Raw genomic sequence first — 26,030 nt, 5'->3', positions numbered from 1 at the left:
CATCGAAATCAGCCGGTCCTTTCCAGACCTTTCGCCAAAGAAAAAGGCCACCTGATCAGGTGGCCTTTTTCATTTGGATATGTGGTCGGCTTACGCAGACATCGGCCATTCCTTGGCGACCAATGTCAGAACGTCGTACTGGGCAACAGCTTCATCATTCTGGTTAGTCACAAGACAATCCCACCGCACTTCGCCATAGTCTGCTGAAATACGCGGCGAAATCTCCTTGGCGGTCAACTGAATTTTGAGTGCATCACCTGCGTTCACCGGCGTCATGAAACGCAGATTATCAACGCCGTAATTCGCCAGCACCGGACCTTCATCAGGATCGACGAACAGACCGGCGGCGAAGGAAACAATCAGATAGCCATGTGCCACGCGGCCTTCGAAGAACGGGTTCCGTTTCGCGGCGGCTTCATCCATATGCGCATAGAAGGTGTCGCCGGTGAACTTGGCAAAATGCTCGATATCTTCCAGGGAAACTTCCCGTGCCCCGGTGTTCAGCTGATCGCCGATCTTGAGGTCGGCCAATGACTTGCGGAACGGGTGCCGGCTGTCTTCCTGACCTGGTGCACCGGAAATCCAGCGGCCGGTCACTGCGCCCAGCAAGGCGGGCGTTCCCTGGACCGCCGTCCGTTGCATGTAATGCTTGACCGAGCGAAGGCCGCCAAGTTCTTCGCCGCCACCTGCCCGGCCCGGTCCGCCGTGCACAAGCATGGGCAAGGGAGAACCATGTCCGGTTGAAGACTTTGCACTCTTCCGATTGCCGATCATGACGCGTCCATGGAAAGGCGCCATGCCGAGAACGGCTTCCTCGGCAACCAAGGGGTCGTTTGTGAACAGCGAGGCAACAAGAGAGCCCTTGCCCTTGTGGGTGAGTTCGACCGCTTCTTCCAGCTCGTCGTAGGGCATCAATGTCGCAACCGGTCCGAATGCTTCGACCGAGTGAACCGCTTCTGCGCTCATCGGGTTGGCGCAATGCAAAAGTACGGGAGCCGCGAACGCGCCGGTTGCGGGGCTTGAGCCTGCAAGATCGGAAACGATCTCAGCTTCCACCTTCAGATCACTTACGCGCGCAAGCACTTCCTCACGCTGACCGGCTGAAGCGAGTGGCCCCATCGACACCGCTTCGTCTCGAGGATCTCCGATCACGGCCTTCCCAAGCCTCTTGCCGAGCGCATCAGCAACCGCATCGGACAATTTACGTGGCACGATGACCCTGCGGATCGCAGTGCACTTCTGCCCTGCCTTCACGGTCATTTCCCGGGCAACTTCCTTGATGAAGAGGTCAAATTCGGGATCTTCAGGGCTGACATCCGGGCCCAGAACCGCAGCATTGAGGCTGTCGGCCTCCATCGAGAAGCGAACGGAATTCTGCACGACTGCCGGGTTCCGACGCAGCATTTGCCCGGTGGCGGCGGATCCGGTGAAGGTAACAACATCCTGTCCCGTGACATGGTCGATCAGATCACCCGCCGACCCGCAAAGAAGCTGAAGCGAGCCTTCAGGAAGAATGCCGGTCGCCAGAATGTGGCGAACCATCAGCTCGGTCAGATAAGCAGTCTGGCTGGCAGGCTTGACCAGGCAGGGTACGCCCGCGATCAGGGCGGGGGCGATCTTTTCCAGCATTCCCCAGCAGGGGAAGTTGAAAGCGTTGATATGAACGGCAATACCGCGCAGTGGTGTCAGCACATGCTGCCCTGAAAAACTATTGTCCCGTGACAGCGGCTCGACCGCACCTTCGACGAACACCCGGGTGTTCGGCATCTCGCGACGGGCCTTGGAGGAATAGGCGAACATGGTGCCAATGCCGCCTTCAATATCGATCCAGCTGTCCTTGCGCGTTGCCCCGGTCGCGAAACTCTCCTGGTAGAAGATTTCCTTTTGCTCGGTCAGCGCCTGCGCCAGGGTTTTCAGCATCAAGGCGCGCTCGTGGTAGGTCATCTTGCGCAAGGCCTTGCCACCGGTGTCACGCCCCCAGGCAAGGGCCTCGCCAAGGTCCAGACCGGATGCGTCGATTGCGGCGACAGGCGCACCGGTTGCAGCGTCAAGCAGCGGCTTTCCCTCGGCCTTGCCTTGCCTCCAGCTGCCAGCGAGATAGCTTTCCAAAACGCGGACTTTTTGCGGATGAACGGTCATATCGAATTCCAGTTCTTGAAACGGAATGGTCTCAGGCGTCGTAAGTCACGACGAGGCGTTTGCTCAGCGGCCGCGACTGGCATGTCAGAACGTAGCCATCCCGAATTTCGTCGTCTTCCAGAGCATGATTGGCCGCCATTTCGACCTCACCTTCCAGCACCTTGCCGCGGCATGTGGAACACACGCCTGCACAGCAGGAATATGGTGCATCGATGTTGTGACGATGCGCTGCTTCCAGAATGGTCTCGCCCGGTTCCATGTGGATTTCCCGCGTGGTGCCGTCGATGGTCAACCGAAGATCGGCCTCCTTCGCTGAACCGTCGATGACCTCCGGCCGCAGCCGTGCCGGCAAGCGTCCCGGCTGGTCGGACTTGAACAGTTCCTGCCGTATCTTGTCCGCCGCGACACCGCGCGCTTCCAGGCTGCCACGAACGGTTTCCATCATTCCGTGAGGTCCGCAAAGAAAAGCAATATCAATGTCCTGAGGATCGATCAGCGTATCGAAGAGATCGTTCAGCTTCTGCTCATCGACGCGGCCGGAAAACAGCTCGGTGTCCTGCGCATCGCTTTTGAGAATGTGGATCACCTGCAGTCGACCGAGATATCGGTTTTTCAGATCCTCCAGTTCCTCTCGGAACATGATCGAGGATATCTGCCGGTTGGCATAGACCAGTGTGAATTGAGAATTCGGCTCGCGGGCCAGTACTGTCTTCAGGATCGAAAGGATCGGCGTGATGCCAGACCCACCGGCGAAACCGACATAAAAACGCGCGAGATCCGGTTCGATCGGGGCGTTGAAGCTGCCGAGTGGTGGCATGGCCTCGACCATGTCTCCCGGCCGCATGCTTTCATGCGCCCAGCAGGAAAAAGCCCCTCCGTCGACGCGCTTGATCCCGACCTTCAGTGCACCGTCTTCGGTCCCGGCACAGATTGAGTAGCAACGGCGCACCTCGTGTCCGTCGAAATCACGCCGGAAGGTCAGATATTGCCCCTGCTCGAAACGGAACAAATCCTGTTCCTCCGACTGCGGCTGAAGGGTCACAACGACCGAATCTCTTGTATCCGGCGTTACGTCAGTCACTGTCAGCGCATGAAACCGCGACATGCATGTCCTCCCGAAACATGATCTGCTGCACCCTGCCGATATCGGCAAAAACGGATGCTCAAATAACTCAGGACAACCAATGGAAGCGTTTCACCTTCCCGCGCGTCCCAACTAATTGAAGTGCCCTCTCAGTGGCACTTGAAGTAATCGAATGGCTCCAGGCACGACCGGCAGCGATAAGCCGCCTTGCAGGGCGTGGAGCCAAACTGGCTGACCTTTTCCGTGTTTTCCGAACCACAGCGCGGACAGGCGACCTGAAAGCTCCCCTGACCTGTCAGCCGCGCGAGCCTTCCGGCTGCCGAACCGTCCGAGCGGGTTCCGTCTACCGGCGGTGCAATGCCGTAGGCACGCAATTTCGCCCGGCCCTCCTGCGTCAGCCAATCGGTCGTCCACGGCGGGCTGAGCTGCTGCTCAAGACGCACCTTGGTAACGCCGCATTCCAGCAACTTGGTTTCGATGTCCAGATTGATCACCGCAGTTGCCGGGCAGCCGCTGTAGGTCGGCGTGACGGTTACAACAAGCGTTTCGTCTTGCCAGGAGACATCACGAATGACGCCCAGGTCCGTCAGGGACAGAACCGGAATTTCCGGATCAGGGATCTCGGAAAGCCATTGCCAGACCGTGTCCATGGAAACAGGCATCGGATCACCAGGTTGCGCCGGGATAGGCCCGCTGCAGGAACTGCATTTCTGCCAGCATGTGCCCCAGATGTTCCGAATGACGACCGGTCAAGCCGCCCATATGGGCGAAATCGCTTTCCGGAAGGGTAAGCGTAGCCTCATCCAGAACAGCTTCGACTGTTTCTTTCCATTCCGCTTTCAAGGAGGCGGCATCTGGAGCAAGCCCTGCTTCCGCCATCGCGGTGTCGATGGCATCACTGGCGAACATTTCACCGGTGTAGGACCACAACGCATCAAGAGCCTGCTGCATGCGGCGATGGCTCTCTTCAGTACCGTCTCCTAGACGGATCACGAGGTCCGCGGATCGGTCGAGATGGTAGGCAACCTCCTTGCCAGCCTTCGCAGCAATGGCAGCGATCCGCTCGTCTTTCGAGCTTTTCAGAGCCTCGAGCAACGGAACCTGATAGGCATCGATCAGGAACTGTCTCATCAACGTCTGGCCAAAATCACCATTTGGCTGTTCGGCCAGCAGGAAGTTGCGAAAGTCCCAGGCGTCCCGAAGGTAAGCCAGCTCATTTTCGCCGCGTCCCTTACCTTCGACTTCACCGGCAAGCCCCAGCCACATGCGCGCCTGTCCGATTAGATCGAGAGCGACATTGGCGAGTGCGATATCTTCTTCCAACACAGGAGAATGCCCGCACCATTCAGAAACGCGGTGCCCCAGAACAAGCGCGGTATCGCCTCTGCGCAGCAACCATTCGAAGAGAGTGTCGCGTGCGATTAGTTCGTCTTTTCTGGTCATCACATTTTTCCGACTTCATCCGGAATGTCGTAAAAACTTGGGTGACGATAGATCTTGTCCATGGACGGCTCGAACAAGGCATCCTTCGCGCCCGGATCAGAAGCAGTGATCTGTGCCGACGGCACGACCCAGATCGAAACGCCTTCCTTGCGGCGCGTATAGACGTCGCGCGCATTCTTGATTGCCATTTCAGCGTCCGGCGCATGCAGCGACCCTACATGGCGATGATTGAGACCATGCTGGCCGCGAATAAAGACCTCCCAGAGGGGCCATTCCTTTTTCATGATTTCCTCCGAAATGTCAGGCTGCAGAACTTGAGCATCGTGCCGACCGCCACAGATTGGCGTCTTTCACATGCTCCCAGCCGAAGGCAAGATCCGTTGACCCGTGCTCGTTCAGATAGTCGAGCTTCTGCCAAGCTTCTTCGAGCGTTGGCACATGGCCAGCGGCGACCGGCCACATGACAAAATGCATGCGCTCCATCACTTCAAACCATTCCGCCCGTCGGTCGTAGATGCGTTTGTGAACGGTCTTGAACACGAAGTTTTCCAGAGACCCGACGTCGGTCCATACCGAAAGGTTCGGTATGACCAACGGGTCGCTTTCGCGCGTCATGGAAACCGCGTTGCCGGCCTCATCCTTCAAGCGCCAGACAAAACCGTTGCTGCGTTCGGCGGCGGCGTTTACCCGGTTCAGATTGTTGACGAAATCGGCAATCCGCGGATCGTTGATATCGTAACGGAGCCGAGCCACATTCAATTCGGCCAGATGAGTTTCGGTCATGGCGCTTACTCGGCCGCGGTTCTGGCAGCGACCTGCTTGTCAGCATGCGCCATCAACCCGTCACGCACCCAGGCACCATCTTCCCATGCCGTCACCCGGGCTTCCATGCGTTCCCGGTTGCATGGACCGTTGCCCTTGAGAACTTCGAAAAACTCGCTCCAGTCCGGTTCGGAAAAATCGTAACCGCCCTTTTCCTCGTTCCACCTGAGGTTCTCGTCAGGCACTGTCAGCCCGAGATACTCAGCCTGGGGAACGGTCTGATCGACAAACTTCTGGCGCAACTCGTCGTTGGTGTTGATCTTGATCTTCCAGGCCATCGACTGGGCGGAATGGACAGAGTCCTTGTCGGAAGGACCGAACATCATCAACGACGGATACCAGAACCTGTTCAAGGCATCCTGCGCCATGCGGCGCTGCGCTTCCGAACCCTTCGCCATCTTCATCATGATGTCGTAGCCTTGGCGCTGGTGGAAGCTTTCTTCCTTGCAGATACGGATCATCGCCCGCGAGTACGGCCCGAAGGACGTCCGCTGCAACGGCACCTGGTTCATGATCGCCGCGCCGTCCACCAACCATCCGACGGCACCGATATCGGCCCACGTCAGCGTTGGGTAATTGAAGATCGAGGAATATTTCATTTTGCCGGCATGGAGCAGCTCGATCAACTCGTCCCGGCTGACGCCGAGGGTTTCTGCCGCACAGTAGAGATAAAGGCCATGGCCTGCCTCATCCTGAACCTTGGCAAGCAGGATCGCCTTGCGCTCGAGTGTAGGCGCACGGGTTATCCAATTGCCTTCCGGCAACTGGCCGACAATTTCCGAATGAGCATGCTGACCGATCTGACGGATCAGGGTCTTGCGATAGCCTTCCGGCATCCAGTCCGTAGGTTCGATTTTCTCACCACGGTCAATGCGTTCCTGAAAGGCTCTTTCCTCGTCCGTCATCTCCGCGAGAGAGAGAACTTTGGTCGAGTCGGTTTTTACCATCTGGGCATACATGACGCCTCCTTTCGTCATGTTGAATTTCCAAAAGGATACCTCACAACACATCACAGAAAAAGCATGAAATTAATTATTTTTGTGATGTTTTGTCGCCCGTTTCAGACGATTGCCGAAAAACTCAATAATTCAATAAGTTAAGTTCAGTGATCGCATACGTTCCTGCACTGCATCCGGTGTGGCCGGTAGTGGACCATCCTGATTCAGGAGGTTCCGACCGATGTAACTGTCGGCTGCAGGAGAAAGGCCCGCGTAGAGCGCGGCGAACAACGAACGCGCTTCATATCCGGCCCAGTCTGCCGGCAGGACCGAGCGTGGCAGGCGGGGATCCCGCAGGCGAATGCCGCGATAGGCATGCACCAATGCCAGTCGGAACAACAGTGCTGAGGCAGGTGCAACACCATCTGCGATCAGGTTCTGCATGGGTTTGAAGTGCGAGACGAAGCCTGTGTAGTCCCGAGCCAGCAGCTCCAGTCCGAATGAGGAAGCAGCTATTTTTTCCAGTTCACCTGATTTCAGGTTCAATGCCGATGCGCGAAACGCGGTACCAAGGACGGGGCGTCCCGGTCTGTCGGCACCGATGTAGACATTCCCCTCAAGTGACGCGAAACCAAACCGCATCAGAACGGCCTGATCCGCGGCTTCCGTACAACGGGTCAACAGCCAGCCACAATCCGGATCCTCAGGGCCATAGAACAAGTCTGCCGCCAGGTGATATTCCTCCCGGGCATCCGGTGTCAGGGCATAAAAGCTTCGCCTGCCTTCCCGCTCACCTTTCAACTGACCTTTTGAAACCAGGCGAGACACCGCTGTCCTGACAAGCGATTCATTAACGCTGAAGCCGGCACAAAGGCTGATCAGGTCTCCCATCCAAAGCACACCGCCACGCGGTTCAACGATGTCTCCGTAGATGGTCACGATCAGCTGCGCAGCCTTGGGCGGAAAGGGCCGCAGGAAACTGTCAGCAAGTATTTCGGTTCCGGTGTGCATGAAGCTTCTGATCCGTCAGCATTTTTCTAAAGCTTATCTGTACGGCGGCTGCAAACCAAGATGTTCACGGATGCTCTCGACAACATTCCGGCGAAAGCGGACTTGAAAACCCAATTTTTGAACGTTATAAAATTACACGTTATAAAATTACATCATCCTGAAGGCCTACCTATGCCCCTCACCTTCTCCGCCATCAAGAACAGCGCCTGCAGGTCACTTTATCTGACGGCTCCCGCCGCAGCAGCACTTGTGACCCTGACAGTGAATGCGCACGCCGACGCCCCCAGTGTCGTCACGTCCATCAAACCGATCCATTCCATCGCATCGGCCGTTATGGAAGGTGTCGGGACGCCCTATGTCCTTGTCGACGGCGCCTCCTCTCCTCATGGCTACGCGCTGAAACCGTCGCAGGCGTTTCTACTTCAGGGAGCCGATGTGGTGTTCTGGGTTGGGCCAGAACTGGCTCCCTCGCTCAAGAAGCCGATCGAAACCATGGCCAAGAATGCTGTAACGGTCGAACTGATCGATGCGTCTGCAATTCATCAACTCGACATTCGCGAAGGTGCCAGCTTCGACGCCCATGATCACGATCATGACGATGGGCACAGTGGCGAAGAGCATGCGCATGATCATGCAGAAGAAGATGACCACGACCACGCTGGCGGCGAACATGATCACGAAGAGGGCGAACATGAACATGCCGGCCACGAACATGATGACGACGACAGCCACGCCGAAGCCCATGACCACTCGGGTCACGACCACGACGCAGAGCATCAGCACGCGGCACACGGGGCTGTCGATCCGCATATCTGGCTGAACCCGGAAAACGGCATCGAGATCGCAAAAATCATGGCAGATACCCTGGCGAAACAGGATCCAGCCAACGCCGAAACCTATAAGAAGAATGCAGCGGCTTTTTCCAAGCGGATCGCGTCACTCGATCAGGACATTTCCGCTGAACTGGCTCCGTTTGCAGACAAAAAGTTCATCGTCTTCCACGATGCCTATCATCATTTCGAACATCACTATGAAATCGAGGCCAGTGGATCGGTTACCGTTTCTCCGGAAGCGCTGGCGAGTGCAGACCGAATTCAGGAAATCCAGGGCAAGATCAGGGACCTCGGCGTAAGCTGCGTTTTTCAGGAACCGCAATTTGACGCAAAGCTGGTTTCGGTTGTTCTGGAAGGCAGCAGCGCTAAGTCAGGTACGCTTGACCCGCTGGGCACCGATCTTGAAAATGGACCGGACCTTTATCCGCAACTTCTGAAGGGGCTCTCAAGCTCTCTGAAGGAATGCCTCGGCGGCGCCTCCTGATATTGCCTCTTGGAGAGGGCAAACAAAAAAGCCGCCGGAGGTCACCCCTTCGGCGGCTTTTGTTGTTCTGCTATCCTAGATCAGGACGTTCTGACTTTTTCCCGCTCTGCTTCGGTTTTCTCGATGGCCTTCAACAGATGCATGTCCCTGTCGTAGACGTCGGTATAGAAGGCAACCGTCCCGTCCAGCTCAGGCCATGCCGTGAAATAGGACACATAAACCGGAATATCACCGGTCACCTGTTCTTGCTGGTTCTGACCGCCCGAAATACGCGAGCTCACGTAATCCTTGGATTTACCGAGAACCGCAGCGGCCATGGCCTTGGGATCCTGCAGACGGATGCAGCCATGGCTGTATGCTCGCATATCCTTGTTGAAGAGGTTCTTTGACGGCGTATCGTGCATGTAGATGTGATGCCTGTTCGGGAACAGGATCTTGACTTCGCCAAGCGCGTTCGAGCTGCCCGGATACTGGCGGACGTTGACCGATTGCTGTTTTGAAGCAACCGCGTACCAGTCGACCGCGGAAGACGAAACCTGCCGGCCGCCTGGTGTCGTTACTTCATAACCGGCGCGGTCGAGATAACTTGGGTCGTTAGCCAGTTTCGGCAGCATTTCATTGACAATGATCGAATACGGCACGCCCCAATACGGATTGTATTCAACGATTTCGATCTTGTCGTAGAAGAAGTTGGTCTGATTGGACTTCTTGCCGACAACCACCCGCATGCTCAATGGAGCTTCGTCAGGCGCGGTATAGGTCGCGGTGAAGGCAGCCTGGTTGATGAAAACCTTGCGTTCGCCGAGCTCTTCGGGAAGCCAGCGGCTGCGCTCCATGGCCAGTTCGACCTTGGCGATCTTCGCCGCGTTGGTTTCGCCGACCATCGCGTTGATGGTGTTCTTGCCGATGATACCATCCGGCGTGAGCTTGGCTTCCTTCTGGAAAGCCTTCACCAGCTCAACGAGTTCCGGAGAATAAAGTTCAGCGCCATCATAGGCAGTCAGCGTCTCTTCATGAGCCGACTTGAGTTCCTCCGAGCCGTTCTTGGCGATCGCGGCGACGATGTTCTTCATTTCAGGGCTGGATTTGCCAGCCTTCAGGAACGTACCGGGCGCGATGACGATCTGGTCGGCGTCTTCATCTTCTGCACGCAGGCGGGCCAACTCTTCGGTCAGCTTGCGGAAATGTTCACTCTGAGGTTGCGCTTTGGCAACTGCTGTTTCGGCATTGGCCGCTGCCTTGAAGCCTTCCAGGGCTGCAACGAGATCGACTTCATGCCTCGGAAGATCGTGGTATTCGGAAATCCGGTTCGGATCGACACGTCCGCGCCTGGAATCCAGAACATATGTCAGAACGGCTGCACTCATCTCCATCTCGAACCGCATCGTGGCGGCATCGAGTGCCTCACCTTCAAGACCTTCAGTTACGGGAAGATCGACGACATAGTCTTCCGGGTTCAGCGCAAATTTGCCTGTATCAGCGAGACTGCTACGGACCGCGATTGCCTTTTCTGTCGGCTTACCGTCTTTCACCCAGACGAAATCGGGATGCTCACGATAGAATGAAATGACTGCAGAACCCACTTCCGGAAGGACGGTGAGCGACATGTCTTTCAATGCCGGACGCGCCGTGTCGAATGCGGTCAGAACGACCGGAGCCTGTGGCAGGCTATCGCTTTCGGTGCTCGGGGCATCCGTCGTTTCAACGGGCTGGACATCAGGCTTCACCTCGGCGGACTTGATCTCCGACAGCTCAGCCAGCGAAACCTTCTTCCAGCTGTCGGCCGTGTAATTGAGGTAGCGCGGCGCAGAGACCTTTGCGGTAACGACCTTCTTGCTAAGATCCTGTTGGCGCTCACGCTCCTGCTGTCGGCGATGCGCTTCCGGATTGAACAGACGCTGGAACAACCCCTGCGCGGAAGCAGGTTCTACCGAGACCAGGTTAAAACCGGAAAAAAGCACCGTCGCCATCAAGCCAGCCCTGAGGGACGTCCCCAGGACGGAACGTTTCGGTTTTTTCCTGGTACATTCGCTCAGTGCCATTGCATTCGCTCGCATTGTCTAAACCCGCTTATTTTAAATCTTTTCGAACCTGACGCCTTGCCCAAGTCACCAGGGTTTTATTGCTTCCCTGCAAGGATCGAAGGCTGTTCGGCATATCCGCCGAGGATGTTCTACATCCGAGCGTGATATGGCAACGCAGTTACCGTGCAACCGGGCCCCGCGACCCGATTCCCGGAAACTGCGCCCGTAAACCGTTTGATACTATAACAGGGTTCATCAGATGGTTAAGGGGCGCCGTCCTACACAGGTTTGAAATCAGCCGACTGTGACGATTTTGCCTCGTTGCTGACAGTACAGCTGCCCACCATCACGGTGCCAGAAACGGCAGAACTGCAGCTGTTTGGAAAAACTACCTGGCGTGATTGGCATCACGCCCCCTTCTTCGTCAAAGGGGTATCTACGGCTTCACGAGTACGTGAGACATTACCGGAGAGCCAAATGCCGTTTCAATTCAATGTTGGTGACCATTCGTCACCGATCTGGAAATACACAAGTTTCAACTCTTCCCAGTATTCAAAGCTGAAATGGGCCAGAAACAAGCTTTTCAAGATGGTCAAGAACAACCCGGGATGTAATGCCTATTTCCGGACGCTACCCAAGGGGCGAAGCTTGTCGGACATGATCAACGACAGCTCGATTTGGGTGAATTACGGACCGACCATTTCACCGCTACATGGGGAAATCCACGTTCCTTCCGGGGAAATCGCGGTTGGTGACCGGGCCTTTAAAATGGGCAGGTGGATGGTGCTGGCCACCATCATTCATGAATTCGCGCATCACAACGGCGCCCCGATTACGGGTGGCGACACACGCGCAGAAGAAGCCGTCTATCACTGCGGTCTCGGCAGTGCGCAGGAATATTACGACGGCATTGATGACCCGAACACGCCTTACGACCCGAACGTCGGCGGTTGATCAACATACCCTGGTGCGCGGCCCCAAAGCATGGGACCGCACCCGGTAGGGCAGAAAAAGATCAGAACGGAATTTCGTCGTCCATGGGGCCGCCACCGCCACCGGACGGACCGCCGTAACCGCCACCGCCGCTGGAACCGCCGCCATAGCCACCACCAAAATTCCCGCCGGAACCGGAGCCGCCGCCGCCGAAGCCACCTCCGCCGCCGCCTTGTGAGTCATTGCCGTAATCGGGAAGACCGCCGGATGCACCGCCACCTTCGCCGCGGCCGTCAAGCATGGTCAGGTTGGAGTTGAAGCCCTGCAGCACGATCTCGGTGGAGTACCGGTCCTGACCGGACTGATCCTGCCATTTGCGGGTCTGAAGCTGGCCTTCGAGATAAACCTTTGATCCCTTGCGCAGATATTGCTCCGCAACTTTGCAAAGACCGTCGTTGAAGATCACGACGCGGTGCCACTCCGTCTTTTCACGACGCTCACCGGTGTTGCGGTCGCGCCAGGATTCCGACGTCGCAATCCGGAGATTGGCGATCGGGCGGCCATCCTGCGTACGGCGGATTTCCGGGTCTGCTCCCAGATTGCCGACCAAAATTACTTTGTTGACGCTGCCCGCCATACTGAACTCCTGTTTGTTTTTCGTTGACCCCGCCGACGATGTTCGTGTGCTTCTCCGGCACGTGTCGATAAACGGTCAACGTTGCAAGCTTTGCTGCTAGAAACCAGAACCCTAACGGCACGCCAACAGCTTCGCCGCTATTTTCGCCAGGCTTCACTCATTTTCCACAAGGCAACTCACAAACTGCCGCCTGGTTCATCCGCCTAAAATTCGAGCAAAGTCGACAGACACAATCCTTGATTGCGCCAAGTTACAATTTGCTCCACTTTTGTTCCAATCAAGCCCCGATTTTTCTGTCAGGACATTATCTCACGAACTGCGAGGTTTCGGTCACCTATTTCTGCTCGGCTCCTGACGCGGCAATCGTTAATGTACTTGTTTTGTTCTTACCATTTCTGTAAAAGCGATTCAATCAGGCATCGCATCGACAAGTGCCTCCAGCACGATAATGAAAATGCCTCACTGGAAGCTCCGCCCGAAACTGCTATATCGGGGCAAACAGACATCATCGGCAATGGACCATCTTAGCGTATGCGAGAGCAACAATCGGCTTTGGGCGACGCATGCGGTCAGAAAGAACGACAATGAAGACAGCCAAGGGATCGCAGTCGGAAGAAGCCTGGAAGGCGGACCCAACACGGGTCATCAGCATCCGTGGCGCACGAGAGCATAACCTCAAGGGCGTCGATCTGGACCTGCCCCGCGACAAGTTGATTGTCATGACCGGCCTGTCTGGCTCAGGCAAGTCGTCACTCGCCTTCGACACCATATATGCAGAAGGACAGCGGCGGTACGTGGAAAGCCTGTCCGCCTACGCGCGTCAGTTCCTGGAAATGATGCAGAAACCGGACGTCGACCAGATCGACGGACTGTCGCCGGCAATCTCCATCGAACAGAAGACCACGTCCCGCAATCCGCGCTCCACGGTCGGGACGGTTACGGAAATCTACGATTACATGCGCCTTTTGTTTGCGCGTGTCGGCGTTCCCTATTCCCCCGCCACCGGTCTGCCGATCGAAAGCCAGACCGTCAGCCAGATGGTCGATCGCATTCTGGAACTGGAAGAAGGTGCCCGCCTCTACCTGCTCGCGCCGATGGTTCGCGGCCGCAAGGGCGAGTATCGCAAGGAACTTGCCGAGCTGATGAAGAAGGGTTTCCAGCGCGTCAAGATCGACGGAACCTTCCATGAGATTTCCGAGGCCCCTGCCCTCGACAAGAAATTCAAGCACGATATCGACGTCGTCGTAGACCGTATCGTCGTGCGTGACGATATCTCCGGTCGGCTTGCCGATTCACTGGAAACGGCGCTGAAACTTGCCGATGGCATTGCAATTGCCGAATTTGCCGACAAGACCGACGAGAACGGCAACCCGGAACGGCTGATCTTTTCCGAAAAATTTGCCTGCCCGGTATCCGGCTTCACCATTCCGGAAATCGAGCCGCGTCTGTTCTCGTTCAACAATCCCTTCGGCGCCTGCCCCACTTGTGACGGCCTTGGAACAACACTCGCCTTCGAGGAAGACCTGGTTGTTCCTGACCACTCGCTTTCCCTGCGCGAAGGAGCTGTCCTGCCGTGGGCGAAGACAGGGTCGACATCACCTTATTATGCCCAGACGCTGGAAGCACTCTGCAGTCATTTCAAGGTGTCCATGGCAACGCCCTGGAAGGATCTTCCTTCGGAAGTGCGCGAGGCAATCCTTCATGGAACCGGCAATGCGAAGATTGAATTCGTCTATGATGACGGCGTCCGCAGCTACCGGACAGAGAAGACCTTTGAAGGTGTAATCGGCAATATCGAGCGGCGCTGGCGCGAGACGGAATCCACCTGGGTTCGCGAGGAACTGGCAAGGTTTCAATCCGATCATGCCTGCCCGGCTTGCAGCGGGTTCCGTCTGAAGCCGGAAGCGCTTGCCGTCAAGATCGCCGGCAGGCATATCGGTCAGATCACCGAACATTCCATTCGCGATGCAAGCCTCTGGTTTGAAGCCCTGCCGGAGCAACTGAACGACAAACAGAGCGAAATCGCAGGCCGCATCCTGAAGGAAATTCGCGAGCGGCTGAAGTTCCTGAATGACGTTGGCCTTGAATATCTCACCTTGTCCCGGTCTTCCGGAACACTGTCAGGCGGCGAAAGCCAGCGTATCCGCCTCGCCTCGCAGATCGGCTCGGGGCTGACAGGAGTTCTCTATGTACTGGATGAGCCGTCCATCGGCCTTCATCAGCGCGACAACGCCCGTCTTCTGGAAACGCTGAAACACCTGCGCGATCTCGGCAATACGGTGATTGTGGTCGAGCATGATGAAGACGCGGTGCTGACTGCCGATTACGTTGTCGACGTCGGACCAGGAGCAGGTGTCCATGGCGGGCAGATCGTCGCCAAGGGCACTCCCTCCGAAATCATGGCCAATCCCAATTCGTTGACGGGGCAGTACCTGTCTGGATCCATGATGGTTTCGCGCAACGACGAGCGCAGAAAAATCAACAAGAAGCGGAAGATCTCCGTTCGCGGCGCCCGCGGCAACAATCTCAAGGACATTGACGTCGACGTGCCGCTCAGCACGTTTACCTGTGTCACCGGTGTGTCGGGTGGCGGCAAGTCCACGTTCCTGATCGATACGCTCTACAAGGCCGCAGCTCGTCGCCTCAATGGCGCGCGGGACAACCCTGCCCCGCACGATCGCATCGAAGGCCTGGAAGTGCTCGACAAGGTCATCGACATCGATCAGTCACCGATCGGCCGGACACCCAGATCCAACCCGGCGACCTACACCGGTGCCTTTACCCCGATCCGTGAATGGTTCGCCGGCATGCCTGAAGCCAAGGCCAGAGGCTATCAGCCCGGCCGGTTCTCCTTCAACGTCAAGGGAGGCCGCTGCGAAGCCTGTCAGGGCGACGGCGTCATAAAGATCGAAATGCACTTCCTGCCGGATGTGTACGTCACTTGCGACGTATGCAAAGGCAAACGGTACAATCGGGAAACGCTCGAGGTCGAGTTCAAGGGCAAGTCGATTGCCGACGTGCTCGACATGACCGTGGATGAAGCCGCCGTGTTCTTCTCCGCAGTTCCCGCTGTACGCGACAAGATGGAGACACTGGCGCGTGTCGGTCTCGGCTACATCAAGGTCGGCCAGCAGGCGACCACGCTCTCAGGTGGTGAAGCGCAGCGCGTAAAGCTTGCGAAGGAACTCTCCAAGCGCTCGACGGGGCGTACGCTGTACATACTGGACGAACCCACGACAGGCCTGCATTTTCACGATGTCGCAAAGCTGCTGGAAGTGCTTCACGAACTGGTCGACCAGGGCAACACCGTACTGGTGATCGAGCACAATCTTGAAGTCATCAAGACGGCAGACTGGATTATCGATCTGGGACCGGAAGGAGGCGACGGTGGCGGCACGGTGGTTGCAACCGGACGGCCTGAAGACGTTGCCGAGGTTTCGGAAAGCTACACGGGTCAATTCCTGAAGGAACTGCTGCAGCGACGTCCGCAACGTGCACACGACGCTGCGGAATAGGTCTTAACCAGTCTCCAGTTACGTGACGACAGGCATGTGTGCACCGCACACATGCCTTTTTCATTTGTATTTCCGCATGTTCCACGAATCATCTCGAATCTGTCTGCGCAAGCTTTGCTGCATTGCATCAAACGCATGTCAGGCATGCAGAGATGGCACTTCTTTTATTTCGAGTGGTGAAATATATCATTGGACAACAACGGCGCGGAACGCACACGCGTTTCGATAATTAAGGAATAAGAAGATGTTTGACACCGTGCGCCAAAAGTACAGCAACTGGGTAAGCTACCGCCGTGCGGTTGACGAATTGTCCCGCCTTTCGGCCCGTGAGCTTGCCGACCTCGGCATCTGCCGCAGCGACATCAAATTTGTCGCGCGTCGTCAGATTGGCTGAATGAAATAAAGAGATCGCGTCCCTAGGCATCCTCCTCCCAGCCGACGGGCGTGTGACACGCAGGGCATCCTCCTCCCAGCCCTGTCACGTCGAAACGTCGCCCGCCAGCACCTCCTCCCGCTGGCGGGCGTTCGTTTTTCTGGCGTCCTGATTTCCTCCCATGCCTGTCTGGTCAGGCAAGAGATTCCTCAAAATTCTGACACTCCAACGCCAAGTGCGATATCTGGATGTGTTGAACTATCTCCAGGTCGATGTCTCTGCTCTTGCGGCGACAGCTCGCTCATTCCTCCAAGCGAAGCAATCCCTGTGAGAACGCCCAAGCGATGCGAGTCAGCACAAAATAGGTATTCACAAGCTGGGTCGTTACCCGGGCCGGGGTCGCATTCGGATAATTTGATGTCTTCGCTTGTTGCGATGCCACGTTTTCGATTGGGCTGGTAGATCGACAACCTGTCTTGTGAACTCCACCGTCTTCTCCGCTATCGCCGCCTGCCTTCCGTCAGCGCAGATCACTTGTGCGTACCAGGTCAGTCTAGAGTTTTCAGGCGAGACCAAATGACGGACTGATCCGTAGAAAGGAACCCTCCCGACTCCATTTCCATTTCGCACCTGCGAACACTCAAATCATGACAGCTATGCGAAGCATGCGGGTCGTTTTGCCATTTCAACCCCATTAAGGCTTTTTTAATCTGCATTTTCTGCATATCAGCTTCGCAATTTCCCCTCTACCTCGCACTGCACAAAACACCTATCTTCCAGCCTGTAAGAGATGAACGGGCCAGACGCCGATCCGCGGTGCCATGGCCATGAGATAGCGAAAGGCCTAAACCATGATCGATACTGTTGTTCGCAAATTCAATAACTGGAAACGCTTCCGTCAGACCTATGACGAGCTGTCCAACCTGTCCAACCGCGAACTGGACGACCTGGGCATTGCCCGCTCCGACATCGCTCGCTACGCGCGCATGTCTGCGAAATAACAAAGCTTCGCGGTCAGAAGGTATCCTCCTCCCAACCTGATGACCGCATCTTCCGCGCTCCATGCGTGGAACTCCAAAAGCGCCTGCCGGTACCTCCTCCCACCGGCGGGCGTTTTTTTTTGTTTTGTCGGCAATCATATCGGTGCCCGACATCAGACCATTCCGTCACATCGATATGGCGCACATTGCGGTTGCCCGACTTTGCCTGTAATCAGGTCGGCAAAGCAATTGTCCGGATCCACCTTGCCGCAAGTCGGTGACGAAAGGCGGCCGGAACAAGTCCCAGGGACACAAAATGACCCCCATCCATATCATCGGCGGCGGCCTTGCCGGTTCAGAGGCTGCCTGGCAGATCGCACAAGCCGGATTGCCCGTCGTCCTCCACGAAATGCGTCCTGTCCGCAAAACGGATGCTCATCAGACCGAAGGTCTTGCCGAACTTGTCTGCTCGAATTCTTTTCGTTCTGATGATTCTGAGCAAAACGCCGTTGGCCTGATACATCATGAACTGCGTCAACTCGGTTCTCTCATCATGTCTTGCGCTGACGCTCATCAGGTACCTGCCGGCAGTGCACTTGCCGTGGATCGGGACGGATTCTCGAACGCCGTCACGACCGCACTTCAAAATCATCCGAATGTGACGATCTCGCGTGAGGAAGTCGCAGGTCTGCCCCCTTCTGACTGGGAAAAGGTCATCATTGCAACGGGACCGCTGACGTCACCGGCTCTCTCGGCCGCAATCCTGGAAAAAAGCGGGGAAGATGCTCTTGCATTCTTCGACGCTATTGCACCGATCGTCCACTTCGAAAGTGTTGATCTTTCCAAGGCCTGGTTCCAGTCCCGCTATGACAAGGTGGGGCCTGGTGGCACTGGCAAGGACTATCTCAACTGCCCGCTGGACAAGGTGCAATACGAGGCCTTCGTCGATGCGCTTCTTGAAGGTGAAACAGCGGACTTCAAGGAATGGGAAGAAAACACGCCCTACTTTGATGGCTGCCTGCCAATTGAAGTCATGGCTGCCCGCGGCCGCGAAACACTTCGGCATGGCCCGATGAAACCCATGGGACTGACCAACGCACATAATCCGGAGGTGAAGGCCTACGCGGTTGTGCAACTGCGTCAGGACAATGCACTCGGCACGCTCTACAACATGGTCGGTTTCCAGACAAAGCTGAAATACGGTGCCCAGGCCGACATTTTCAGGATGATTCCAGGCCTTGAAAACGCACAATTTGCCCGCCTTGGCGGCCTTCACCGCAACACCTTCCTGAACTCGCCGAAGGTTCTCGATGGAACCTTACGGCTCAAAGCCGATCCTCGGCTGCGGTTTGCCGGTCAGATCACCGGCTGTGAGGGCTATGTGGAATCGGCGAGCGTCGGCTGCCTTGCCGGGCTGTTTGCAGTCCTTGAAGCCCGCGGTCAGGAGATCGTCCCGCCACCCGCAACGACTGCCATGGGTGCGCTGCTCGGTCATATTACCGGCGGACATATCACACGGGACGAAGGTGCCGGCAAACCGGGCTCATTCCAGCCGATGAATGTCAATTTCGGCCTGTTCCCCGAAGTGGACGCACCAAACAAGGATGAAAACGGCAAGCGACTGAAAGGCAAGGACAAGACCCGTGCAAAGAAGCTTGCGATGACCAATCGGGCGAAAACGGACTTCACGGGCTGGCAGGCCAAGTTAGGCCCTGTGAAACAGGCCGCCGAATAGTCGGTGCCGATTAGCCCATGTTCAGGCATGTGCGGCCGGATCGAATGCATTTTCATGATTTTCAAACAGGCGCTTTTTCACTCGGGAAAGCGCCTTTTTGCGCGTCGGGAAATCAGTCCATTCAGGATCAGATGGCCTTCAGTACGTTCCCGGACGCTCGCCAGAGTATCCATTGTCGCCTGAGTTGAGACATCTCCGCGACCTGCTTCAACGGATCCAGGTCTTCCCGTTCCAGTTTTTTCAGGAATGGCTCCACGAGAACCAGTGGCAGGTAGGCTGCCTGACAGGCGGTTGGTACATCCTTCGATGCCTGACGTACACGGCCGAGGTGATGGCGGACATGGCCGCGCATTTCAGCAAGCACAGCCCGAAGTTCAGCCGTCGTTTCGCCTCGAAACACTGTCTGGACGTCAAGATTGTGCCGGTCACAGACGTCCTTCGGCAAATACATCTGCTGCCGCGACGCATGCCAAGGAAGTGCGCGCATCAAACCGGTCAGCGCATACGCCACGCCCGCGTGCCCTGCGGCCGTTGCCGTGCCGGCTTCCTTGCCATCATTCAAGACAAGGCAAGCCAGCTGGATCACCCCAGAAACGGTTTCACCAGCGTAACCTTCCAGATCGTTGAGACTTGGCATCTGGTCGTTGTAGAGATCGAAAACCCTTGCCTCCGCCATCGCCACAAGGCTTTCTTTCGGCAACTCGTATCGGTCGATCGTCTGCAACAAGGCATTGGCAACCGGATTGGACGCAACAGCTCCATGTTCCGTGCCTTCGAGCAGGTCTCGCCACCATTGTAGCCGAACTTCACCCGGAAGCGGTTCCGACACCAGTTCTCGAATACGGGAAATCTCGGCGCTATAGGCATAGAGCGCCATCAGTCCATTGCGATGGGCTTCTGGTGCCAGCAACGCACTGAGATAGCGGTCCTTGTCAAATTGACGAACCACATCGGCAGCATGGTCAAAATCGGTCGTCATAATGCCCGATAGCCTTTGAGGTACTTCAGTCGATAGCGATCAGTGCAGCAGCGACAGCCCGGTCTTCCGACAAAAGCACATTGAAGGTCCGAAGCGCGGCGCCTGTCGACATCGGGTCGGACAATATGCCCGCCTCCCGAAACAGCGTTTTCAGCTCTGCCGGCAAAGGTCGAAGTTCCTTGCCGGTTCCGACCAGAAGCACTTCAATGTCCGCCTGTTCCTCCAGAACCTTCTGAAAGGCTTCAGGAGTAAAGGCGGACGCATCGGTAACGTCCCAACCGTAGATTCCGCTCGGAACGCATAACAAGGATCCGCGATGAGACATCCCGGCAAACCGGAAGCCGCCGTTGCCATAAGCTTCGAGCGGCGCCCGACCGGGAAAATGCGCATCGCGGATTTCCATCGTACCGTCCCTAAGCCGACGCTTTCGCCTTTGGATCCTTTTCGCCATCGTCGTCCTTCGGAGACATGGCCTCCGCACGAAGATTGAAAAGGATCAGGAAAGGTGCCGCCAGGAAGATCGACGAATAGGTGCCGATCACGATACCGAAGATCATTGCCAGGGTGAACGACTGGATGACCTCACCGCCGAAGATGTAAAGCGCGAAAAGCGCCAGCAGCGTCGTGAGAGACGTCATGGTCGTACGAGACAGCGTCTCGTTGATCGACATGTCGAGCACTTCCGTCAATGGCCGCTTCTTGTATTTGCGCAGGTTCTCGCGAATACGGTCATAAACGACCACGGTATCGTTGAGTGAGTAACCGATGATGGTCAGAACGGCCGCGATACTGGACAACGAGAAATCAAGCTGCAGCAGGACGAACAGGCCAATGGTTATGACCACGTCGTTTGCCGTTGTCAGAATGGCCCCAACCGCAAACTGCCACTCGAAGCGGAACCAGATGTAGAACAGGATCGCCAGCAACGAGGCGGCAACCGCGATTGCCCCTGCCTGAGCCAGCTCTCCCGAAACACGCGGGCCCACAACTTCGACGCGGCGGAAATCCACTTCCTGACCTTCGAAAATGGTTCGCACCTTGCCGATAACGGCCTGCTGAGCAAGCTCGCCACCTGGCTGTTCTTCAACACGGATCAAAATGTCGTCCGACCCGCCGAATTCCTGTACCTGGACATCCCCAAGGTTCAGTGAAGACAGATCGGAACGGATCGAGGCGACATCGGCCGGACCATCGGTCTTAATTTCGATGATGGTACCACCCTTGAAGTCGATGCCGTAGTTCAGCCCAACGGTGAAGAAGGCGGCGATTGATGCGATCACGAGTACGATGGACAGCGGAAAACTGACTTTCCGCAGCCACATGAATTTGATTTTGGTGTTGTCCGGAACAATTCTCAGCAACATTTGAAAGTCTCCCGGATCAAATCGGCAATTTCGACGGACGGCGGTGGCGGAGCCAAAGGGCTACCAGCAACCGGCTGAACGTGAATGCCGAGAACACTGTGGTGAAGATACCGATGGCCAATGTCACGGCGAAGCCCTTGACCGGACCCGAGCCGAGCTGGAACAGGATCACGGCGGCGATCAGGGTCGTGATGTTGGCATCCAGGATCGTACCGAGGGCACGGCTGAAGCCTGCATCCACCGCAGAAATGACAGATCTCCCTGCCCTGGCTTCTTCGCGAATACGCTCGAAGATCAGCACGTTCGCATCCACCGCCATACCGATCGTCAAAACGATACCTGCAATGCCGGGCAAGGTCAGTGTTGCCTGCAGCATTGTCAGAGCACCGAAGATCAGGAAGATGTTCACCATCAGAGCAAGGTCGGCAATGATGCCGAAGCGGCCATAGGCAAGGATCATGAAGACGATCACCAGACCGCCGCCGATGATAGACGCCAACTTGCCCGCTTCAATGGAATCAGCGCCAAGCCCCGGACCGATGGAGCGTTCCTCGATGACGGTCAGCTTGGCCGGCAACGCACCTGCGCGCAACAACACGGCAAGATCGTTGGCGCCCTCCAGCGTGAAGCTGCCGGAAATCTGACCTGAACCACCGGTGATCGGCTCACGGATAACCGGCGCGGAAATGACTTCATTGTCGAGCACGATTGCGAACGGACGGTTGACGTTCTGCTGCGTGATCTGGGCGAACTTGCGCGCGCCGGACTGATTGAAGCGGAAGTTCACAACCGGTTCGTTGTTGCGCTGATCGAAGCTGACCTGAGCATCGACAAGGTCTTCGCCCGACAGGAGCGGCGCTTCCTCGAGAAGATAAGGAATGGGCGGATCATCAACCGAAGTCATGATGACGGTGCCTGCAGGCGGACGGTTCTGAAGCGCCTGTTCGCCGGACATGGACGTATCGACCATGTGGAAAGTGAGCTGCGCCGTCTGGCCGACGAGATCTTTCAAGCGTTCCGGATCATCTTCACCCGGCGCTTCGACCAGAATCCGGTCGGCGCCCTGGCGCTGGATGCTGGGTTCCGTAGTCCCCAGTTCATCAACACGACGCCGGATGACCTCGATGGATTGCTGGACGATATTCGTCATGCGATCCTCAAGGCCACGCTCGGAATAGGAAAATCGAACCAGACCGTCTTCCGTCACGGTCATGTCAAACTCATTGACCGCCTGACCGCCAAAAACACTGGAGGCCAGCGGGTTGACGAGTGGTTGCAGACGCTCTTCCGCATCGGCCAACCGGGTCAGATCGCGAATACGAACCTGAGCGGCGTCTCCCTGAACTCCGAGCCCCGTATACCCGATGCGCGGATCTTCGCGCAGGGTTGACCGGATATCGCCGACCAGCGCCTTCATGCGCTTCTGGACGTAATCCTGCTTGTCGATTTCATAAAGCAGATAAGCACCGCCCTGAAGGTCGAGACCGAGAACCATCTGGTTCTTCGGCAGGAAGTCCGGCCAGCTTTCAAGTTGTTGTTGGGAGAAGAAATTCGGCAGCGTGGTCAGGATGCCAGCGGCAACCACAAGCACGATCAGCGCGATTTTCCAGCGTGCGAAATAGAGCATGGTCAAGCCTTAAATGCAGCCAGGCCGATCTGAACCGGCCCGGCGGTATCATCGAAGCGGCGCGGATCGCGTTACGCGTTTTCCTTGGCCGGTTCGGTTTTGGAGCGCACTTCCTGCACCATGGAACGTACGAGACGAACCTTGACGCCCTCGGAAAGTTCGACCTGCACTTCACCGTCGTCTACGACTTTGGAAACCTTGCCGATCAGGCCACCGGTGGTCACGATGGTGTCACCACGGCGAAGGTTGGCAACCATGTCCTGATGCTTCTTCATGCGCTGACGCTGCGGGCGGATGATCAGGAAATACATGATTGCGAAGATCGCCACGAAAGGCAGGATCTGGATCAAGAAACCGGAAGCGCCTGCCGGACCGGCTGCCTGCGCGTAGGCTGGTGTGATAAACATTCACTTCTCCTAAGTGGCGTTTTTGGTGACCACCGACCCCTCTGTCGGGTCTTCGGCAAAAACGCTCTCATTCTGGTGGCGCGGACTATAACTGCGGCGCGCCTCATTTCAAGCTTTGCAAGCAGTTTCCAGCGTACCGGTATGGGAATAACTGACGTTTTCGTGTTTCCCGCACCGTGTTAATCCTGCCATCACTTAATTCAGGGCCTGACATGGGCCTTTTTGACAGGGCTTGCAAGAAGAATGAACGCTGAAAACGACCTCACCGCATTAAATGCAAAACTCGATTCCCTGATCGACCTTATCGCACGTGCGGTGCCGGCCCGTCCCGGCAGCCCGGATTTTTCGGTTGCGGACGCTTTCGTCTGGGCGCCTGATCCAGGTGAACTGCTACCGGTTCAAAAGGTCAATCGCGTCGACATCACGTTGCTTTGTGCAGTTTCCCATGTGCGTGATCTTCTTCTCGACAATACACGCCGGTTTGCGAAGGGATTACCTGCAAACAACGCATTGCTCTGGGGCGCCAGAGGCATGGGCAAATCCTCACTGGTCAAGGCTGCCCATGCAGCGATCGCCGTCGAAAACGCTTCCGCGGGCTTGAAACTCATTGAAATTCATCGAGAAGACATCGAGTCGCTGCCCAAACTCATGAACCTCATCCGGGACGTTTCCTGCAGGTTCATCGTTTTTTGCGACGACCTGAGTTTCGACAATGACGACACCTCGTACAAGTCGCTCAAAGCCGTTCTTGAGGGCGGGATCGAGGGTCGGCCTGACAACGTCATTTTCTATGCCACTTCGAACCGCCGTCACCTTCTGCCAAGGGACATGATCGAGAACGAACGCTCGACAGCAATAAACCCCGCAGAAGCCGTTGAAGAAAAGGTTTCGCTGTCGGACCGGTTCGGGCTTTGGCTCGGGTTTCACAAGTGCAGCCAGGACGACTACCTGGATATGGTGCGCGGCTATGCCGCACACTTTGACCTGAAGATCGAAGCAGACGAATTGCGGGCAAAAGCGCTGGAATGGGCGACGACGCGCGGCAGCCGGTCGGGCCGTGTCGCCTTTCAGTTCATTCAGGATCTGGCCGGCAGGCTCGGCAAGACGATTTCCTGAAATGACAAAGCCCGGCGCAAGGGCCGGGCTGATTGACAAGATTCACGGTTTTTGGCCACGGACTGCCTTTTCTCATCCGGCGGATCGCAAGGTCCCACCGGATACGAGAATTGTCAGCGTCAGCGTCGTGGCAGGTATTTCAGCGGATCGACGGGCTTGTTGCCCTGGCGCAGTTCGAAATGGAGCTGCGGCTGGTTGACTGACCCAGTCGCGCCCGCCAGCGCAACCACGTCGCCGCGGCGGATCGTATCGCCCCGCTTGACCTTCAACTCGCTGTTATGTGCATAGGCAGAGACCCAGCCATCATTGTGTCGCACGAGGATCAAGTTACCGTAGCCCTTCAGTTCGTTGCCTGAATAGATCACTGAGCCGTCGTCAGCAGCATGAACAGGTGTTCCTTCAGGAACAGCAAGATTCACACCCTCGTTCTTGCCACCACCCGGCTTCGCGCCGAAGTCGGAGATGATACGGCCACGAACAGGCCACCGGAACTTGGCATCCGCGCTATCGTCTTCCTGAACCTTGGCAACGACAGTTGGCATCTTGATCGGTTCTGTAGGCCGGGCTTCCTGCGTCAGAGCCGGCTGTGGCAGCTTGGTTTTCTCTACCGTTCCCGACGGTGCCGCAGCAACAGGCTGCGAAGCGGCGGATGAAGTCTCTGGCTGACGGCGCGGTGTCGGCACGCTTGAGGAAGACGATCCGGACGAAATGGAAGCCGTCGTCAGAGTTTGATCGGATCCACCGGGCTTGCGCCTCGGCAAGGTGCTGACGCGGACAACGTCAACCTTGCCCTGGCTGATATCAGCAAATGTCGGCTGCTGACCGTTCTTCTGATCAGGCCTCGGCATCGTCCCGACAGACGTAGGCACGGAGCCAGTGACAACATTATCGCTTCGTCCAGCTGTCGGCAGTTTGACCTTGCCGCTTTCGCCTTCAGTCGTGCTCGTTGAACCGTTCCGTTCAGCGTAAACGTAAGTCGGGATGATGACGCTCTGGCCCGGCTGTACCTTTGCCGGGTCGTCGATGCCATTGACAGCAACAATAGCCTGGATCGGAACACCATACCGGCGTGCCATCGAATTGATGGAATCACCCTGACGCATTTGCACCCGGGTTCCGCCGGCTGACGTCCACCCTTTCCAGCTCCTCACATTCCCGGCCGATGCCACCGCTTCCGGTGCGGGCTGTGTCGCAACTGGTGTTGCGCGGACAGGTGCAGGACGCTGAGCCGTCGTCATCGGCGCCGGCAACGGCGCAGACTGGACAGATGGTGTTCTGTTCGGGATGGACCCCGTCGTCACCGGCTGGGACGAACTCTGTGGAAGCCCTGCGGCGGTCCCTCCAGGCCCATTCACGATATCCTGGTATGTCGGCTGCTTCTGGCCGCCGTTGAGAATATCCCGCTGATTCTGTGTATTGCCCGTATAATAGGGTGGTTCACCAAATCGCTCGACCGCGCTGGAACATCCCGCGAGAGCAACAGCAACCAGCGACACTGTCGCTACCTTGCCCATCAGATCCCTGCGGAGGGTACGCTTCCGCTTCATCATCGCCTTAACTCTAACCGCTGACTGTGGCTGTTATGG

At 56.8% G+C, this 26,030-nt stretch carries 23 protein-coding genes; 7 read left to right on the top strand and 16 right to left on the bottom strand.

All coding sequences use genetic code 11. From position 1 onward, the window contains the following. Positions 1-90: 90 nt before the first annotated feature. The 8 genes from paaZ to ACVDG9_RS11995 form a co-directional block, all read right to left on the bottom strand. A complete protein-coding gene (gene paaZ / locus ACVDG9_RS12030) occupies positions 91-2,139 on the bottom strand; it encodes a phenylacetic acid degradation bifunctional protein PaaZ (protein WP_447238062.1) in 2,049 nt (682 codons plus the stop codon). Between the two features lie 31 nt (positions 2,140-2,170). Beyond that, on the bottom strand, positions 2,171-3,244 hold the full coding sequence (paaE, locus tag ACVDG9_RS12025; protein WP_077292895.1) for a 1,2-phenylacetyl-CoA epoxidase subunit PaaE: 1,074 nt from the start codon (positions 3,242-3,244) through the stop codon (positions 2,171-2,173). Positions 3,245-3,372: 128 nt separating this feature from the next. Beyond that, positions 3,373-3,885, bottom strand: coding sequence for a 1,2-phenylacetyl-CoA epoxidase subunit PaaD (gene paaD / locus ACVDG9_RS12020; RefSeq protein ID WP_447238061.1), 513 nt, complete (start codon positions 3,883-3,885; stop codon positions 3,373-3,375). A 4-nt stretch (positions 3,886-3,889) separates the two neighbouring features. Next, positions 3,890-4,666 (bottom strand): 1,2-phenylacetyl-CoA epoxidase subunit PaaC, encoded by a 777-nt coding sequence (paaC, locus tag ACVDG9_RS12015; RefSeq protein ID WP_205838570.1) that lies wholly within the window; start codon positions 4,664-4,666, stop codon positions 3,890-3,892. Further along, positions 4,666-4,950, bottom strand: a complete 285-nt coding sequence (gene paaB, locus ACVDG9_RS12010) for a 1,2-phenylacetyl-CoA epoxidase subunit PaaB (RefSeq protein WP_006933303.1) — start codon at positions 4,948-4,950, stop codon at positions 4,666-4,668. The genes paaC and paaB overlap by 1 nt, the downstream gene beginning before the upstream one ends. Before the next feature lie 16 nt (positions 4,951-4,966). Next, complete coding sequence (locus ACVDG9_RS12005) at positions 4,967-5,449, bottom strand: DUF3291 domain-containing protein (RefSeq protein ID WP_022998700.1); 483 nt, start codon at positions 5,447-5,449, stop codon at positions 4,967-4,969. 5 nt (positions 5,450-5,454) lie between these two features. Then, on the bottom strand, positions 5,455-6,447 hold the full coding sequence (gene paaA, locus ACVDG9_RS12000) for a 1,2-phenylacetyl-CoA epoxidase subunit PaaA (protein WP_152507656.1): 993 nt from the start codon (positions 6,445-6,447) through the stop codon (positions 5,455-5,457). A gap of 129 nt (positions 6,448-6,576) precedes the next feature. Then, positions 6,577-7,437, bottom strand: coding sequence for a PaaX family transcriptional regulator C-terminal domain-containing protein (locus tag ACVDG9_RS11995; protein WP_447238060.1), 861 nt, complete (start codon positions 7,435-7,437; stop codon positions 6,577-6,579). 171 nt (positions 7,438-7,608) lie between these two features. Between ACVDG9_RS11995 and ACVDG9_RS11990 the strand changes: the two genes are divergently transcribed. Beyond that, positions 7,609-8,754, top strand: a complete 1,146-nt coding sequence (locus ACVDG9_RS11990; RefSeq protein ID WP_447238059.1) for a zinc ABC transporter substrate-binding protein — start codon at positions 7,609-7,611, stop codon at positions 8,752-8,754. 80 nt (positions 8,755-8,834) lie between these two features. Here the strand turns inward: ACVDG9_RS11990 and ACVDG9_RS11985 are convergent, their stop codons facing one another. Next, positions 8,835-10,724: a L,D-transpeptidase family protein gene (locus ACVDG9_RS11985; protein ID WP_209010186.1), complete on the bottom strand. Its 1,890-nt coding sequence runs from the start codon at positions 10,722-10,724 to the stop codon at positions 8,835-8,837. Positions 10,725-11,255: 531 nt separating this feature from the next. On the opposite strand from ACVDG9_RS11985, the gene ACVDG9_RS11980 reads away from it, so the two are divergent. Beyond that, positions 11,256-11,732 (top strand): hypothetical protein, encoded by a 477-nt coding sequence (locus ACVDG9_RS11980; RefSeq protein WP_447238058.1) that lies wholly within the window; start codon positions 11,256-11,258, stop codon positions 11,730-11,732. Between the two features lie 61 nt (positions 11,733-11,793). Here the strand turns inward: ACVDG9_RS11980 and ACVDG9_RS11975 are convergent, their stop codons facing one another. Then, positions 11,794-12,348, bottom strand: a complete 555-nt coding sequence (locus tag ACVDG9_RS11975; RefSeq protein WP_447238057.1) for a single-stranded DNA-binding protein — start codon at positions 12,346-12,348, stop codon at positions 11,794-11,796. 584 nt (positions 12,349-12,932) lie between these two features. Here ACVDG9_RS11975 and uvrA point away from each other — a divergent pair. The 4 genes from uvrA (at position 12,933) to trmFO (ending at position 18,951) form a co-directional block, all read left to right on the top strand. Continuing rightward, complete coding sequence (gene uvrA, locus ACVDG9_RS11970) at positions 12,933-15,863, top strand: excinuclease ABC subunit UvrA (protein WP_447238056.1); 2,931 nt, start codon at positions 12,933-12,935, stop codon at positions 15,861-15,863. Between the two features lie 244 nt (positions 15,864-16,107). Further along, the gene (locus ACVDG9_RS11965) at positions 16,108-16,257 is read left to right on the top strand and encodes a DUF1127 domain-containing protein (RefSeq protein WP_006933294.1); all 150 of its coding nucleotides are present in this window, start codon (positions 16,108-16,110) and stop codon (positions 16,255-16,257) included. Positions 16,258-17,087: 830 nt separating this feature from the next. Further along, positions 17,088-17,237 (top strand): DUF1127 domain-containing protein, encoded by a 150-nt coding sequence (locus ACVDG9_RS11960; protein WP_006933293.1) that lies wholly within the window; start codon positions 17,088-17,090, stop codon positions 17,235-17,237. A gap of 295 nt (positions 17,238-17,532) precedes the next feature. After that, on the top strand, positions 17,533-18,951 hold the full coding sequence (gene trmFO / locus ACVDG9_RS11955; protein ID WP_447238055.1) for a methylenetetrahydrofolate--tRNA-(uracil(54)-C(5))-methyltransferase (FADH(2)-oxidizing) TrmFO: 1,419 nt from the start codon (positions 17,533-17,535) through the stop codon (positions 18,949-18,951). A 127-nt stretch (positions 18,952-19,078) separates the two neighbouring features. Here trmFO and ACVDG9_RS11950 read toward each other — a convergent pair whose 3' ends face one another. From ACVDG9_RS11950 to yajC, 5 genes are all read right to left on the bottom strand, one after another. Next, on the bottom strand, positions 19,079-19,930 hold the full coding sequence (locus ACVDG9_RS11950; RefSeq protein WP_447238054.1) for a phytoene/squalene synthase family protein: 852 nt from the start codon (positions 19,928-19,930) through the stop codon (positions 19,079-19,081). A gap of 25 nt (positions 19,931-19,955) precedes the next feature. Next, a complete protein-coding gene (locus ACVDG9_RS11945) occupies positions 19,956-20,333 on the bottom strand; it encodes an Mth938-like domain-containing protein (protein ID WP_447238053.1) in 378 nt (125 codons plus the stop codon). Positions 20,334-20,343: 10 nt separating this feature from the next. Beyond that, a complete protein-coding gene (gene secF, locus ACVDG9_RS11940) occupies positions 20,344-21,294 on the bottom strand; it encodes a protein translocase subunit SecF (RefSeq protein ID WP_062488805.1) in 951 nt (316 codons plus the stop codon). Between the two features lie 16 nt (positions 21,295-21,310). Next, complete coding sequence (secD, locus tag ACVDG9_RS11935; RefSeq protein WP_447238052.1) at positions 21,311-22,921, bottom strand: protein translocase subunit SecD; 1,611 nt, start codon at positions 22,919-22,921, stop codon at positions 21,311-21,313. Positions 22,922-22,992: 71 nt separating this feature from the next. Continuing rightward, entirely contained in the window at positions 22,993-23,328 is a 336-nt protein-coding gene (gene yajC / locus ACVDG9_RS11930; protein ID WP_022998714.1) for a preprotein translocase subunit YajC, read from the bottom strand. A 243-nt stretch (positions 23,329-23,571) separates the two neighbouring features. On the opposite strand from yajC, the gene ACVDG9_RS11925 reads away from it, so the two are divergent. Further along, positions 23,572-24,444: an ATP-binding protein gene (locus ACVDG9_RS11925; protein WP_370201040.1), complete on the top strand. Its 873-nt coding sequence runs from the start codon at positions 23,572-23,574 to the stop codon at positions 24,442-24,444. 119 nt (positions 24,445-24,563) lie between these two features. Here the strand turns inward: ACVDG9_RS11925 and ACVDG9_RS11920 are convergent, their stop codons facing one another. After that, positions 24,564-25,994, bottom strand: a complete 1,431-nt coding sequence (locus ACVDG9_RS11920; RefSeq protein ID WP_447238051.1) for a peptidoglycan DD-metalloendopeptidase family protein — start codon at positions 25,992-25,994, stop codon at positions 24,564-24,566. Between the last annotated feature and the right edge of the window lie 36 nt (positions 25,995-26,030).

It is taken from the genome of Roseibium sp. RP-7 (genome assembly GCF_053005225.1).
Note: the sequence above shows the minus strand (reverse complement) of the source record. Positions and strands in the feature narration are given on the sequence as shown.